Here is a 14,226-nt window from a genome sequence, read left to right as displayed (position 1 = left end):
GCCAGCCTAGAAATATCCCTCATGTTGCTTTATCAGTACGTTACTACTCATGTGTGGGTCGTCAAATGAAGAGAATCGGCGATACGGCGATATTCACTGCGCAGCAAATATAGCTCCGTTTCAACAGGCGCCCGCCAACGCCAGGCGGACATCCGCCGCGATCGTATAGACCGCTTCGCGCTGCGCACCGCGATTGGGATGGTCAACCCGGTACCCCTGATAATGGCGATGCAGCAGACCAGCGCGTACAAGGTCCGATACCGCCCGGCTTACATTCGTCCGACCGGATCTCAGGATGCGCGCCTCGATCTCCTCATTCTGCTGCTGAGCCAGATCGCCTGCATTTTCCGAGGCGTCCGCCTTCGCCATCAGCTCCGACCGGACCGCTGCAATCATGGCCGTTCGGCGACAGTCGCGGTGGGCCAGCGGTACAAGCGCCTGGCATAGCCAGTCGCGTACCGGGACTTGGTCGGCTTCGCTTCGGACATAAGGTCCGAGACTGCCATTCTCTCCTGCGGCCTTCGCGATCAGGTTAAGGATGAGGAAAACATATCTGGGACGTCTCGATGCCTGAGACACGCGCTCGACAAGGTCTGGCAGCGCGATAGGTCGCGGCGCCGCTGCCTGCGGGGCGTGTTTGATTTGGTCAAACAGATCGGCTTGGTGGAACATAGCGAGAATCTAGCACAAGCGATTCCTCTGTGAATCCCCCTAAATCATACGACCCAACAAAAATCACCAGTGTCACTTTACCCGCGCAGGTAAAGTGACACTGGTGACACAGCCAAAGCGTGGCTAGTCGGGCCTGTGGATCGGCGGCGAAGGTACGGACCGTCCGGTTTTAGCAGTTCGCGACCAACTCAAGCCGTTCCGCGACTAGCGCGTGAATGGCAGATTCCGCTGAGAACCGCCATTCCCGTTTCTTTGCGCGTCTGGCGGTAGAGCGCCGACGCCAAGACCTTGGCTTGCGCCGGTGCGAACGTCATTTCTCGAGGGCGCGGTCGTCCGCGCGTGGTCAAGATGTGGTCAGCAGCCGTCTAATCCTAGCCTTAGAACACGACGACTAACGACCTTGAAAGCGGCCGATCCCGAAGGCCTCTGCGTCGATGGCGGACGATCCAGCCTCGCTCACACTCTCACTGGAGCTGTTGAATCGCGGGGAATAAGCGTGGGTGTTGCCACGCGAAGGCGGTCTTCGTCACGCCCGATACCGTCGAGCAAGTCGAGCGCGGCGACCGCAATCTGGTCGAAGGGAACCCGTATGGTTGTTAGTGCCGTAGGCAGGTGACTGACGATGGGAATATCGTTGTAACCGACAACCGAAACATCTCCCGGGACCACGATGCCGCGCCGCGCCAGTGTGGAGAGCGCACCGATCGCCGTATTGTCGTTGACTGCAAAGATCGCGGACGGCGGATTGGCTGCGTCCATCAACTGCGCCGCTGCCACCGCGCCGGCATCGATGCCGAAGGTCGAACTGACGATGATATCCTCGTCGATCGCCACGCCCGCTTCTAGCAAAGCCTGCCGATACCCCTCGACGCGACCACGCGAACTCGACGCATAGTCGGGGCCGGCGATCAGGCCGATCCGGCGATGGCCAAGATCGAGCAGATGGCGGGCGGCGAGATAGCCCCCGAGCCTATCGTCTCCGACCGACGACAGGCTCTTCCCGTCGGTCCTGAGCGCGAGCACGAACGACACATCGCGTTCGACCAGCTCGGCGGCGAAATCGTCGCCGTCGCGCGCGGTCGCCAGAACGAGCCCATCGATGCCGCGCCGGAGGAGCGAGTCCGCCGCCGCGCGATCGGCACCAGGCCGGTCGTCGGTGGTGGCGACGATCGCGAACCGTCCGGTACGCGCGCATGCCTTTGCCAGAGCCTCGTAGAGCATCGCCATGACGGTGTCCGTGAGGCGTGGTACGATCACCCCGACCGCCATCGTCTTGCCGCGTCTTAGGCTCGCTGCGGAAAGATCGCGAAAATAGCCCATGTCGGCGGCGACTTGCCGCACGCGTAGCGCCGTCTCGCCGTCCGATTGCGGCAACCGTTCGTCGAGAACACGCGACACAGTGGACTTCGACACGCCGGCGGCCGCCGCGACGTCATGCAACGTCACGCGCCCGGTCTTCATCGTGCCAACGCGTTTGTTCATCCGATCCAAGGCTCCTGTCGCCGCGCACTGGCGCTGCCCGCCCTCATAGCGTGTCCGCCGGGATTGACACCAGCGCGAATCGGAACGATTGTGGGAACGTTCCCGCAAACGATCCATAAAACACGGAGAGAGTCATGAACGCCTTCAACCCCCTGCCACAAACCCGTCCCGCGCCGGCCGACGTGATGGACCTGCGCGGCCTCAATCCCGCGCCCGTCACGGTGTTCACCACCGACGGCCAGGTCGATTGGGACGCCAACATCGCCCTCGCCAAATGGCTCGCCGCCAAGGAAGGCGTGAAGAGCCTCGTCATCCTCGGCCACGCCGGCGAAGGCACGTTCCTGACCCAGGACGAGCAGGTCAAGCTGATCGAAACCTATGTCGAAGCGGTCGGCGACACGATTCCCGTGATCGCCGGCATCACCGGCGAAGGCACCGAAGTCGCCTCGCGCGAAGCGCGTCGTGCAGCCGATGCCGGCGCGATCGGCGCGCTGGTCTATCCGTCGCACGGCTGGCTGCGCTTCGGCTATCAGGATGGCGCGCCGCAGGATCGCTACAAGGCGATCTACGAGGCATCGGGCCTCCAGTGCATCCTCTTCCAGTACCCGGATGTCACCAAGGCCAATTACAATCTCAAGACTCAGCTCGAGCTTGCCGCCCAGCCGGGCGTGGTCGCGACCAAGAACGGCGTGCGCAACATGAAGCGTTGGGACACCGAAATCCCCGTGCTGCGCAACGAATTCCCCGAACTACAGATCCTCACCTGCCATGACGAATATCTGCTGCACACGATGTTCGACGTGGACGGCGCGCTGGTCGGCTACGGCAATATCGCGCCCGAGTTGCTGTTCGCTTTGATCCAGGCGGGCAAGGCGAAGGACTACGCGAAGGCACGCGCGATCCACGACCAGCTCCTGCCGGTGACGAAGAGCGTCTATCATCGCGGTTCGCACATGGAGGGCACGGTTGCGCTCAAGATCGCGCTGCGCGCGCGCGGTGTGCTGACCAACGCCACGATCCGCTCGCCGCTGCTCGATCTGTCGCCGGAAGCCGAGAAGGAGATCGAGGCGGCGATGAAGGAAGCCAGGATCATCTAAATCCGACCGTGAGCACCCCGGCATCCGGGGTGCCTTTTTCATCCATGACGGACATGCCCGCCGGACTTTCCGGGACAGATGGCATGCGGTTCGAGGAGAGGCGAAATGACGACGACCTTGACGGGCGAGGCGACGCGGTGGGACGCCGTGCCGATGGACGATGGTTCCCGCCTGACCGCACGCCTGGAACGCCTGCCGATGACTAGGCACGTGATGTGGGCGCGTGGCTGTGTCGGGATGGCGACCTTCTTCGACGGCTATACGACGATCGCGATCGCCTATGCGATGCCGATCCTCGCACAGACCTGGCACCTCACCCCAGCAACCACGGCGGCGATCATCTCCTCGGGCTATTTCGGCCAGTTGATCGGCGCGGTGCTGTGCGGTTGGCTCGCCGAGCGGATCGGCCGGCTGCCGGTGCTCGCCATCGCTATCGGCATCTTCGCGGTGATGAGCTTCGGCTGCATCTTCGCGTGGAGCGCGCAATCGCTCATGCTGTTCCGCTTCCTGCAAGGGATCGGCACTGGCGGCGAGGTTCCCGTCGCCAGCGCCTATGTCAACGAATTCAGCGCCGCGAAGAAGCGCGGGCGCTTCTTCCTGCTCTACGAACTGCTGTTCCTGGTCGGGCTCACCTCGGCGGGAGCGATCGGGCTGGTGATGGTGCCGACGTTCGGCTGGAAGTCGATGTTCATCGTCGGCATGGTGCCGCTGGCGCTGGTCATCCCCCTGCGCTTCTTTCTGTTCGAAAGCCCGCGCTGGCTGATCGGTCGCGGACGCTTCTCCGAGGCGGAGACGGTGATCGCGCGGCTCGAGGCCAGTGCGATCAAGAGCGGCAAGACACTGGCGGAACCGCGCGTGATCGCGAAGGTCGCCGCTGCGAAACCGGTCGGGTCGCTCAAGGAGTTGTTCGGGGCATTTTACGGGCCGCGCACGCTCCTGCTGTGGATCATGTGGTTCGGCACATATATGATCAACAACGGCCTCGTGACGTGGCTGCCGACACTTTACAAGACGGTGTTCGACATGTCGGTCAGCAAGGCGATCGGCTGGGGGTTCATCACCACCGGCGTCGCGCTCGTCGCCTCGTTGATCTGCGCGCTGACGATCGATCGCGTCGGGCGTCGGCGCTGGTACATTGGCGCGCTGTTCTTCTCGGTCGTGCCCCTGCTGGCGCTATATCTTCAGGGTGCGACGACGCCGCTGGCCGTGCTGCTGCTCGCGACACCGGCTTTCGCGGCGATGCAGACCGTGACCTATTCGCTCTACCTCTATTCGGGCGAGCTTTATCCGACGCGGCTACGCTCGCTCGGCGCCGGCCTCGGCAGTGCGTGGCTGCGCGCGGGGTCGATGGCGGGGCCGTGGGTGATCGGGCTGATCGTCGGCGGTGGATCGGTGGCGCCGGTGTTCGCCGCCTTCGCCGGGGTCGCCGCGGTCACCGGCCTCGTCGTCCTGTTCCGCGCACCCGAAACGGCCGGACAGCCGCTCGAAACACTCTCCCCCTGACGCGGCCCCGGTCGGCTTCGGACCCGAAGCCGACCGGGTGCCAACCGGAAAAACCAAGACGGCGCCCGTGCAAAGGAGGCGCCGCTCAGGAGAGTTTCATCATGACAAAGCTCGCACTGCTTGCGGGATGTGCCGCGCTCTATTCGTCGCCGCTGCACGCGCAGTCCGCCGGCACACCTCAAACCACTGCCGGGGACGCCAAGCCCGATACCGAAGCGGCAAGCCGCACCACGCCAACTACCGGCCAGCCCGATCGCGCTCGCGCGCTTCCCCAGCTTCACATCCTTCCCCCGCCCGGCAACGGCTATGTGCCGCCGCCGCCGACCGGGCCGCTGCGCGGCATCGGCAATGCGCTCGCCGACCACGGCATCTATCTGCGCGCGCTGCTCGTCGATGAGTTCGCCGCGAACACCAGCGGCGGTCAGGGTCGCGGCCACGGCAACTCGTTCGCGATGCCGTTCGGCACCGACATCGACCTCCAAAAACTGGTCGGCTGGAAGGGCGCCTCGTTCCATATGTCGATCAACAAGTCTATCGGCACTTCGCTCGCCGCCGATCATACCGGGAACGCGGTCAGCTTCCAGACGCGCTTCAAAACGTTCCATAACATGCGCCTGTCCGCGATGTCGCTCGATCAGGATCTGTTCGGCGGCAAGGTCAACATCACGGGCGGCCGCGTCTCGGCACTGACGTTTTTCAACGCGTCGACGATCTACTGCAACTTCCAGAACAACTCGGTCTGCTTCAATCCCGCGGTGTTGCCGATCCAGAACAAGGCGCTGAACTTCTTCCCCTATGGAACGTGGGGCGGGCGAGTGAAGGTCAACCCCTCGAAGCGTTTCTACGCGCAGATCGGCGCGTTCGAAGCCAACCCGACGCTCAACGCCACCAACGGCTTCGACTGGTCTACCAAGAACGACAGCGGCGTGCAGACGGCTATCGAGATCGGCTTCCAATCGGCATCACCGCTCGCCGCGCACGCCTATCATGTCCGGCTCGGCGGGTTCCGCAACAGCTCCCCCGTCGCCGATCCCTATTTCAACACGAAAGGGCTTTCGCGCGGCGCCTTCAAGGGCACGCCGCTGATGCATCAGGGCGGTCAGAGCGGATGGTATGCGATGGGCGACGTCGTGCTCACCCGCCTCGGGTCCGACAAGCGCCGCAACGTGACGCTGTTCGGCGGCTCGATCGGCACCGGCGAGGATTACGGGGTTTTCAAGAACCAGACGATCTTCGGCGCCGTCGTGACTGGCCCATTTGCGAGCCGCCCTGAAGATACGTTCGGCATCGTCGGAAGCTATATCCGGCTGGGAGACCGGGAAATCGATTTCCTGCAGGCATCGAGGCGGGCAGCCGGTGGCACCGACACCGTCCGCAACGCCGAAGGGATATTCGAGCTGAACTACGGCTTCAAGCTGAGCCGGGGAATCAAGGTCAATCCGAACGTTCAATATGTGGTGAACCCGGACAACATCCTGAAGCCGAACGCCGTGCATCAGTCCGACAATATTCTTGCATTTGGGATGAGAATTTCAATCGAGGCGGGAGCGGTTCTTGGCCTGCCTGTTTGGAGATGACAATCGATCATTCATTTTCAGAGATAATTGTCCGGTGATAAGGAGCACGACGTCGTCGCAACTGTTACAATAGCCACGAAATTCAGAGCGCGATGCACATAAACTAGCATGAATGGCGACTACGTGTTTTCCGTACCGAATGCCGACTGCCGCTTACCGACAATCCTTCACGTGGGTGGGATTGCACTGGCATTATCCGGAATGACTGCAAGTTGCCGAAGCTGCCGCTCGAAACTCCAGACTTGAAGGACCGCAAAGTCTCAAAGCACGGTGAAGAGGCCCCTCGCCGGAGGCGAGGAGCCATCGGGTCAGATTTCGGTATTCTCGGCAAGGGCAAGCGCGTCTTCCACGTCGATGCCGAGATAGCGCACTGTGTTCTCGATCTTGCTATGACCCAGGAGAATCTGGACAGCGCGCAGATTGCCGGTCGCCCTGTAGATGATCGATGCCTTCGTTCGACGAAGGGAGTGAGTGCCATACTCGCTTCGCATCAAGCCGACCCGTCACCCATTCATCGACAAGCCGTGCATACTGGCGGGTGCTGAGATGCCCATTATGATCAATCCTGCTGGGAAAGACATAGTCGTCCACTGCGCCGCCCCGCCGTTCAAGCCACGCCAGCAGGCTGGTCCGAGCGTCTGGAAGCAATTCGAACTGGACCGGCCGACCGGTTTTCTGTTGCATCACGATCGCACGCGTTCGGATCTGCCCGCCGCTGACAAGGTCGCGGATCTTCATCTGCACCAGGTCGCGGCCTCGGAGTTTGCTGTCGATCGCCAGGTCGAACAGCGCCCGATCTCGCAAGCGGCGGCGCTGATTGAGGTAAAATCGGATCTCCCATATTTGCTTCGGTTTCAGCGCGCGCTTCGCGCCGACGGTCCGTCCGGCATTCCAGACTGGGCGCTTTGTCGCGGTGGGTTCGGTTTCAGGCATCTCCATGATCATTCTCCGATGGCCAGAGTGGCCGTCCGAAGAACGCTTTGGCGCCTGATAGTTAGGAGTGCCTTGAGGCACCTGCCGACCAGAATACGACGCAGCGGCCACGGCGGATCCCGCCCTGATGGCTGCGGCACAGGAGCTGATGGCAGGCGAACCGCTCGATGCTGCGGCCGGGGCAAGGGCCCGCGCATCGGGATGGAAATACCGCGGACGGCTTATGAGCCGCTCCAAGCCGGTCGGCACTGCGCCTTGCCGCCGCTGGTGGCCCATAGCGCCACCAGCCCGATCAGCGAGGTCGCGGCCCCGGCCAGTGCCACGGCCGGATAGCCGAACCCCGCGGCAATAACGCCACCGCCCAGCGCCGCACCGAACGCATTGCCCATGTTGAACGCGCCGATATTGACCGCGGAGGCGAGGTTGGGCGCGTCCGCTGCCGCGGTCATCACCCGCACCTGCAACGGCGGCACCAGCGCAAAGCTTGCGACACCCCAGAGGAAAATCAGCACCGCGCTCGGAACCGCCTGCGGCATCAGCAGGGCGAAGGCGATCAGGATAGCGGACAGACTGGCCAGCGTGATCAGCAGGGTGCGGTCGACCGAGCGATCGGCGAACCGGCCGCCCAGCCAGTTGCCCGCCGTCAGCCCCAGGCCATATAGCATCAGCATCGCGGTGATGATGCCCAGCGATGCGTGCGTCGCCTCGCGCAGGATTGGGGTAATGTAGGTGAACACGGTGAACATCGCGCTCGATCCGACCACGGTCAGCGCCAACGCACCCAGCACCTGCTTGCGGGTGAGCACCCTGAGCTCTGCGAACACGTTGCCGCTCTCGGGTGCAGGGAGCGCAGGCAGGGTCAGACGCAGTGCGGCCATCGTCAGCACGCCGAGGCAGACAATGCCCCAGAAGGATGCGCGCCATCCGAGATGCTCGCCGGCCCAGGTGGCGAGCGGCACACCCACCACATTGGCGATGGTCAGCCCCATGAACATCGAGGCGACCGCGCTCGCTTTGCGCTCGGGCGCCACCAGCCCCGCCGCCACGACCGAGCCGACGCCGAAAAAGGCACCGTGATTGAACGAGGTGAGCACGCGCGCGACGAGCAGCAGGGCATAGCTGTCGGACACTGCCGCGAGCAGGTTGCCCGCGGTGAAGATGCCCGCCAGCCCGATCAGCAGCGTTCGCCTTGGCACCTGGCCGGTGGTCAGCGTCATCAGCGGCGCGCCGATCATGACGCCCAGCGCATAGGCGCTGATCAGCAGCCCCGCCGCGGGGATGGAGACCTGCAGATCGCGGGCGATGACTGGCAACAGCCCCATCGGCGCGAATTCGGTTACCCCGATACCGAAGGCGCCCACCGCGAGCGCCATCAGGCCGAGCTGGTTCTTCCGCTGCGCTTCGGTCATGCGAGCCTCGGGGCGAGGCGGGCAAAGCCTTCCTGCTGGCGATAGGGAGTATGCGGATAGGATGGCAGTATTTCGCTCGCGCGATCGAGCGCGGCAATCTGCTCTGGGCTGAGTGCCCAGCCGACGGCGCCGAGATTTTGGCGCAGCTGCGCTTCGTTGCGCGCGCCGATGATCACCGAAGCGACGGTTGGGCGCTGCAACAGCCAGTTGATCGCGACCTGCGGCACGGTCTTGCCGGTCTCGGTGGCGACCGCTTCCAGCGCATCGACGACGCGGTAGAGATGCTCGGCTTCCACCGGCGGCGCGAACTGTTCGGTCGCGTGCAGGCGGCTGCCTTCCGGGATCGGGCGATCGCGGCCGATCTTGCCGGTCAGCCGGCCCCAGCCAAGCGGGCTCCATACCAGCGCGCCCACGCCCTGGTCGGCGGCGAGCGGCATCAGGTCCGCCTCATAGGCGCGGCCGATCAGCGAATAATAGACCTGGTGGGCGACCAGCCGCGGCCAGCCATGGCGCTCGGACACCGCCAGCGCCTTCATCACCTGCCAGCCGGGATAGTTGGAGACGCCGGCATAACGGACCTTGCCCGAAGCGATCAGCAGGTTGAACGTGCCCATCACTTCCTCGGCGGGGGTGGAGGCATCGAAGGCGTGGAGCTGGAGCAGGTCGATATGGTCGGTGCCCAGCCGGCGCAGCGCATCCTCGACGGCGCGGATCAGTCGGGCGCGCGAGGCGCCCCAGTCCTGCGGGCCGTCGCCCATCGGCAGCCCGGTCTTGGTCGAGATGAGCACCGCGTCGCGGCGGCCGCGGATCGCCTCGCCCAGGATTTCCTCCGACGCGCCGCCCGAATAGACGTCGGCGGTATCGAACAGCGTCACGCCGGCATCGAGACAGATGTCGATCAGCCGCCGTGCCTCGGTCGCATCGCTCTGGCCCCAGGCGCTGAACAGCGGCCCCTGCCCGCCGAAGGTGCCTGCGCCGAAGCTGAGCGCGGGCACGCGCAGACCCGATCGTCCCAATTGCCGATATTCCATGATCACCGTCCTGTTGCTTGGTTCGGGCAAAGATGGACGGCATGGCGGGGGCGGTGTAGCGGGAGCGAACGCGAAGGATTTGTGCAATGAACGCAAAGCTGAGCGGCGGCAGCGACCGGGCGCAGGCGCTGGCGCTGTTCGCCGCGGTGATCGAGCAGGGCAGCTTCTCGGCTGCGGCCCGCCAGATGGGCATGAGTCCCTCGGCGGTGGCGCGCGCGGTCGACCGGATCGAGGCGCGACTGGGCGTGCGCCTGCTGCTCCGCTCCACCCGCGCGCTCTCGCTCACCGCCGAGGGCCGCGCCTATCTGCAGGCGGCGCGGCGGATCCTCGCCGATCTCGACGATGCGGAGCAGCAGATCGCCGACCAGGGCAGTCCTCGGGGGCGGTTGCGGGTCAGCGCGGCGCTGTCGCACGGGCGGCTGTGCGTGGTGCCGTTGCTCGGCACGTTCGCCGCGCTCTACCCCGATATTCTGATCGACATCGCGTTGACCGACACGCTGGTCGACGTCGCCGCCGGGCAGGCCGATGTCGCGGTGCGGTTCGGGCCGCTCCCGGACAGCTCGCTTACCGCCCGCAAGCTCGGCGAGACCCGGCACGTGATCGTCGCCGCGCCCGACTATCTCGCTCGCCACGGAACGCCCCAGGTGCCCGAAGACCTGTTCGCCCATAACTGCCTTAACTTCAGCTTTCGTCGCTCCGAACCGGTCTGGCCGTTCCGACGCGATGGCCAAGACTTCGCGCTATCGGTGCGCGGCGGGTTCGAGGCCAATAATGGCGAGACGTTGGGGCAGTTGGCGGCGATCGGAGTCGGCATCGCGCGGGTCGGCGCCTTCAGCGTGGCCGAGCATATCGCAAGCGGCACGCTTGTGCCGCTCCTTGAGGCGTTCAACCCCGGCGACGTCGAGCAGATCCATGCGGTGTTCGTGGGCGGCCCCAATGTGCCGGCGCGGGTGCGGGTTTTCGTAGATTTCTTGGCCGCCAACCTCCGCTAGCTCCCGACCAGATTACGACGTTCGCGTCCGCCGGCGCGAACGTCCAAGTCTGACAGAAGCGGTCGCCCGCGGGTCAGTCAGCCGGCAGTTGCACAATCTAGATCGCCGTTCTCAATCATAAAAACCCCGTCCCGCCGCAGTCGCGCTACGTCGTAAAAGTGATCAAGCGTAAGAACTGAAGTCAATCGCAGCCACCGCTATATCGTCGGTGCCTGTCCGGTAATTGTAATCCGCGCAGTCGCGAAACGTCGCCACGCTGAACTTGCGCTTGGAACTCGTCGGCAAGCTCAGGATGCCGACCCGCCGCCGCTCACCTCACCAAGGCACCTCATTTTGCTCGAAGTAGAAGCGGCCGGTCATGTCCGGGGCGGTCCGGGTTGCCAGCCAAACGATGCCCGCCGCAGCCTGCTGCACGGTGCGGTATCCACTGTGGCCGTTAAAATCGGTCGCGGTGTAGCCGGGGTCCGCAGCGTTCACCTTGATCCCGGAGGCGGTCAGCTCTTTCGCGAACGCGACAGTGACAGCGTTGAGCGCGGTTTTCGAGCTGTTATAGCCGAGGATGTTGACGCCGTGGAACGGGTTGGTCGGGTCCGACAGCCAGCCCAACGAGCCAAGCCCACTGCTGACCATGATGACGCTGGCACCGCTCGCCACCTTCAGAAGTGGAAGGAAGGCCTGCGTTACCCGGATCGGGGCAAAGACATTGGTCTCGTAGATCGCCTTGATATCGTCGAGCGGCTGCTCGCTTGGGAGAATGGGCTGAAGCCCGGATATACCCGCATTATTGATCAGAATGTCGAGCTTGCCGTCTTCACCTTCGACGCGGCCAACCGCAGATCGGACGCTGTCGTCACTGGTCACGTCGAGCGGCAGTGCTCGGACATCGATTCCTTCGATGGCGAGGCGCTCAGCGGCGGCCTTGCCCCGATCCGCGTCGCGGCTGCCGAGCCAGATCCGAAAACCCTGTCGGCCCAATTGTCGGGCGGTTTCGTAACCAATACCCTTGTTAGCTCCCGTGATGAGGACGGTCCTGCCGGTCATGCTATGCTCCTGCGCAGCGGCCGGCGACATTGTGCCGCCTGCGCCCTACGTCTTCAGACATAATCGTCTGTTCGGATGGTTTTGATAATCCACTCAACGTCGGATACGCTGATCGGCATGGCGAACAATGCAGAGGTAACGAGCCTTGATAACCTGAGAGTGTTTCTCTCTGTGGTGGAGGCACGCGGCTTTCGGGCAGCGTCGAAGCAATTGGGCATCTCACCCTCGACCGTGAGCGAGAAGATTGCCGAGATCGAACTACAGCTGGGCGTTCCTCTTCTCATCCGGACGACGCGCAGCGTCATGCCGACCGAGGCCGGAAGCGCGTTGGCCGCGCGGCTCGCACCGCTTCTTGCCGAGGCACGGGCAGCGCTCCAGGATGCCGCCAATTCGCAAGCCGAGGTGCGCGGTCTCCTCAAACTAAACGTTACCGGCGCGGTCATGGTGGATATCCTCCCGCCGCTGATCGACCGGTTCCTGACACTGCACCCGCACGTTCGGGTCGAAGTCGTAGTGGAAGATCGGCTGGTAGACATCGTAGCCGCTGGCTGCGACGCCGGGATTCGGTATGGTGAGCATCTTGCCAAAGACATGATCGCTGTGCCGGTCGGACCGCCCGTTCAGGGCTTGGCCTATGCCGCCTCGCCGTCCTATCTCGCGCGACATGCGGCGCCGCTCGGCCCGCGCGACTTGCTGGCACACGACGCGATCCGGCTCCGCTTTTCAAGCGGGGCTCTTGTCGTATGGGAGTTCGAGCGCGGCACTGAGTTTGTAACGATTGATCCACCTGGCCGGTTGATCATCGGGGTTGATGCGGCACCTGCCGCGATCGCCGCCGCCTGTGCTGGTCACGGTATAATTGGAACCTTCAAGAACTGGCTTGATCCGCACATCCAAAACGGCTTGCTTCATCCCGTTCTGCCTGATTGGTGGCCTTCGTTCGAAGGCCCAAGACTGTATTTTTCCCGGCGCTTCGTACCCGCGCCGCTGCGCGCGTTGGTAGATTTCATTGCGGTGGAACGACGGTCGCCGGCGCACGGGTGAGAGAAGGGAGTACCGAAGGCGGCCTTAGCCCGGCCTCCTTGATCGATGTGCGGCTTCTCGGGACCGCAACGTTTAGCGCCGGGCGCACGAGCGCCGTCTTGCTAGTCGCTCAAACCGACGCTGCTTCGATCGAGCGGCTCGCCTCCACATAGCGATCGAGACGGTAAAGAAGACTATCGCGCCCTTCCGTGGTGATGAAGGACGCCTCAATCCCGTTTCGCACAATGCGAACGACATCTGCGATCGAGAGATCCAACGCATCGTAACATGCGAGGAGGTTCTCGGTCACATATCCGCCGAAATATGGCGGATCGTCGGAGTTAACCGTGACGTGCAATCCGGCCTCCAACATCGACTTGAGCGGATGCTCGGCCATGTTCGAAACCACCCGTAGTCGCACGTTGGAAAGCGGACACACCGTAAGCGGAATGCGCCGCTCGACCAGATCCCTGACTAAAGCCGAATCGGCCATGCTGGCGTTGCCATGGTCGATGCGATCGACCTGCAGGATTTCAACCGCCTCGCGGACATAGGCGGCCGGTCCTTCCTCACCGGCATGGACACAGGTGCGAAAGCCCAGTTCGCGTGCGGCGCCGAAGAAGCGCGCGAAGCGCGATGGCGGGTTGCCGACCTCCGCGCCACCCATTCCGACGCCGACGACCCGATCCCGCCAAGGCAGGATCTGATCGAGAACCGCCATCGCCTCGGCTTCCGTTCGATGCCGGTGGACGCTGATCAGCAAAGCGCTGGTGATACCATGCTGTGCGCGCGCTTCGTCCATTGCACCCAGAACGCCGCGCATCAGCGCTTCGATAGGGATCCCCCTCTCGGTGAAGCTCTGCGGCCCGATGAACACCTCCGCGTGCACCACGCCGTCGAGATGGGCACGCGCCAGATAGGCGCTTGTCACGTCGCGGAAATCGCGTTCCGTGACGAGGACCTTGCACCCCTCGAAGTAGAGATCGAGAAAGGATTGCAGGTCGTGAAAATCATAGGCCGCTCGCAGCGCGTCGGCCGTGTCCCAGCGTAGCGGGATGCCGTTTCTCTCCGCCAACTCGAGCATCAGCTCAGGTTCGATGCTTCCTTCGAGATGCATATGAAGGTCGGTCTTGGGCAAGCCGCGTATGAAGGTTTCTGGATCGGTCATCATTGCCATCTAGCATCGCGGGGCCCAGTTTTCCTGCGAAATCAGCCGGCGTCGCGCTTCAGCCCTGTGGATCGGCGTGCAAAAGTGGGACCCCGGTAGTTCTCCGCCAAGCTATTGAAAATGTACTGAAGCTTTACATAGCCGGGGGTCCTAATCGGCGCCGATCTGAGCCTCTTTTGCCCATAATTTTCACAAATTACAGATAGTTGCCTGACTCAGGGTGGGGTCCGGCTTTCGACGCCGATCCACAGATCGGGGGGAAGGCGGAAACAGATGGGGTGATTGGGGCTCAGCCCCG

At 63.6% G+C, this 14,226-nt stretch carries 11 protein-coding genes and 1 pseudogene; 5 read left to right on the top strand and 7 right to left on the bottom strand.

The annotated features are described in order from the left end of the window. Positions 1-120: 120 nt before the first annotated feature. Both J0A91_RS10800 and J0A91_RS10795 read right to left on the bottom strand, forming a co-directional pair. On the bottom strand, positions 121-672 hold the full coding sequence (locus J0A91_RS10800) for a hypothetical protein (protein ID WP_069204917.1): 552 nt from the start codon (positions 670-672) through the stop codon (positions 121-123). A gap of 456 nt (positions 673-1,128) precedes the next feature. Beyond that, positions 1,129-2,154: a LacI family DNA-binding transcriptional regulator gene (locus J0A91_RS10795; protein ID WP_069204916.1), complete on the bottom strand. Its 1,026-nt coding sequence runs from the start codon at positions 2,152-2,154 to the stop codon at positions 1,129-1,131. A gap of 134 nt (positions 2,155-2,288) precedes the next feature. Here J0A91_RS10795 and J0A91_RS10790 point away from each other — a divergent pair, with 134 nt between their 5' ends. The 3 genes from J0A91_RS10790 to J0A91_RS10780 all read left to right on the top strand — a co-directional run bounded on the left by J0A91_RS10790 (position 2,289) and on the right by J0A91_RS10780 (position 6,331). After that, complete coding sequence (locus tag J0A91_RS10790; RefSeq protein ID WP_206365020.1) at positions 2,289-3,251, top strand: dihydrodipicolinate synthase family protein; 963 nt, start codon at positions 2,289-2,291, stop codon at positions 3,249-3,251. A gap of 105 nt (positions 3,252-3,356) precedes the next feature. After that, positions 3,357-4,754: an MFS transporter gene (locus tag J0A91_RS10785; RefSeq protein ID WP_069204915.1), complete on the top strand. Its 1,398-nt coding sequence runs from the start codon at positions 3,357-3,359 to the stop codon at positions 4,752-4,754. 101 nt (positions 4,755-4,855) lie between these two features. Next, the gene (locus J0A91_RS10780; protein WP_069204914.1) at positions 4,856-6,331 is read left to right on the top strand and encodes a carbohydrate porin; all 1,476 of its coding nucleotides are present in this window, start codon (positions 4,856-4,858) and stop codon (positions 6,329-6,331) included. Positions 6,332-6,639: 308 nt separating this feature from the next. On the opposite strand, the pseudogene J0A91_RS10775 reads toward J0A91_RS10780, so the two are convergent. From J0A91_RS10775 to J0A91_RS10765, 3 genes and pseudogenes are all read right to left on the bottom strand, one after another. Continuing rightward, a pseudogene (locus J0A91_RS10775) lies at positions 6,640-7,270 on the bottom strand (tyrosine-type recombinase/integrase). Positions 7,271-7,485: 215 nt separating this feature from the next. Beyond that, positions 7,486-8,673, bottom strand: coding sequence for an MFS transporter (locus J0A91_RS10770; RefSeq protein ID WP_069204913.1), 1,188 nt, complete (start codon positions 8,671-8,673; stop codon positions 7,486-7,488). Beyond that, the gene (locus J0A91_RS10765; RefSeq protein WP_069204912.1) at positions 8,670-9,704 is read right to left on the bottom strand and encodes an aldo/keto reductase; all 1,035 of its coding nucleotides are present in this window, start codon (positions 9,702-9,704) and stop codon (positions 8,670-8,672) included. The genes J0A91_RS10770 and J0A91_RS10765 overlap by 4 nt, the downstream gene beginning before the upstream one ends. Positions 9,705-9,790: 86 nt before the next feature. On the opposite strand from J0A91_RS10765, the gene J0A91_RS10760 reads away from it, so the two are divergent. Further along, positions 9,791-10,696 carry a LysR substrate-binding domain-containing protein gene (locus J0A91_RS10760; protein ID WP_069204911.1) on the top strand — a complete coding sequence of 302 codons (906 nt, stop codon included), beginning with the start codon at positions 9,791-9,793 and terminating at the stop codon, positions 10,694-10,696. A gap of 315 nt (positions 10,697-11,011) precedes the next feature. Here the strand turns inward: J0A91_RS10760 and J0A91_RS10755 are convergent, their stop codons facing one another. Beyond that, entirely contained in the window at positions 11,012-11,737 is a 726-nt protein-coding gene (locus J0A91_RS10755; RefSeq protein WP_069207229.1) for an SDR family oxidoreductase, read from the bottom strand. A 117-nt stretch (positions 11,738-11,854) separates the two neighbouring features. On the opposite strand from J0A91_RS10755, the gene J0A91_RS10750 reads away from it, so the two are divergent. Beyond that, positions 11,855-12,781 carry a LysR family transcriptional regulator gene (locus tag J0A91_RS10750; RefSeq protein ID WP_069207228.1) on the top strand — a complete coding sequence of 309 codons (927 nt, stop codon included), beginning with the start codon at positions 11,855-11,857 and terminating at the stop codon, positions 12,779-12,781. 109 nt (positions 12,782-12,890) lie between these two features. Here the strand turns inward: J0A91_RS10750 and J0A91_RS10745 are convergent, their stop codons facing one another. After that, positions 12,891-13,928 (bottom strand): adenosine deaminase, encoded by a 1,038-nt coding sequence (locus J0A91_RS10745; protein WP_069207227.1) that lies wholly within the window; start codon positions 13,926-13,928, stop codon positions 12,891-12,893. Positions 13,929-14,226: the final 298 nt, after the last annotated feature.

This window comes from Sphingomonas panacis, from assembly GCF_001717955.1.
In the GTDB taxonomy this organism is placed as follows: Bacteria; Pseudomonadota; Alphaproteobacteria; order Sphingomonadales; family Sphingomonadaceae; genus Sphingomonas; species Sphingomonas panacis.
Note: the sequence above shows the minus strand (reverse complement) of the source record. Positions and strands in the feature narration are given on the sequence as shown.

What these genes read in the sequence shown, in the direction of transcription:
- J0A91_RS10800 (WP_069204917.1), bottom strand. Translation starts at nt 672, where the DNA reads ATGTTCCACCAAGCCGATCTGTTTGACCAAATCAAACACGCCCCGCAG.
- J0A91_RS10795 (WP_069204916.1), bottom strand. Translation starts at nt 2,154, where the DNA reads ATGAACAAACGCGTTGGCACGATGAAGACCGGGCGCGTGACGTTGCAT.
- J0A91_RS10790 (WP_206365020.1), top strand. Translation starts at nt 2,289, where the DNA reads ATGAACGCCTTCAACCCCCTGCCACAAACCCGTCCCGCGCCGGCCGAC.
- J0A91_RS10785 (WP_069204915.1), top strand. Translation starts at nt 3,357, where the DNA reads ATGACGACGACCTTGACGGGCGAGGCGACGCGGTGGGACGCCGTGCCG.
- J0A91_RS10780 (WP_069204914.1), top strand. Translation starts at nt 4,856, where the DNA reads ATGACAAAGCTCGCACTGCTTGCGGGATGTGCCGCGCTCTATTCGTCG.
- J0A91_RS10770 (WP_069204913.1), bottom strand. Translation starts at nt 8,673, where the DNA reads ATGACCGAAGCGCAGCGGAAGAACCAGCTCGGCCTGATGGCGCTCGCG.
- J0A91_RS10765 (WP_069204912.1), bottom strand. Translation starts at nt 9,704, where the DNA reads ATGGAATATCGGCAATTGGGACGATCGGGTCTGCGCGTGCCCGCGCTC.
- J0A91_RS10760 (WP_069204911.1), top strand. Translation starts at nt 9,791, where the DNA reads ATGAACGCAAAGCTGAGCGGCGGCAGCGACCGGGCGCAGGCGCTGGCG.
- J0A91_RS10755 (WP_069207229.1), bottom strand. Translation starts at nt 11,737, where the DNA reads ATGACCGGCAGGACCGTCCTCATCACGGGAGCTAACAAGGGTATTGGT.
- J0A91_RS10750 (WP_069207228.1), top strand. Translation starts at nt 11,855, where the DNA reads ATGGCGAACAATGCAGAGGTAACGAGCCTTGATAACCTGAGAGTGTTT.
- J0A91_RS10745 (WP_069207227.1), bottom strand. Translation starts at nt 13,928, where the DNA reads ATGACCGATCCAGAAACCTTCATACGCGGCTTGCCCAAGACCGACCTT.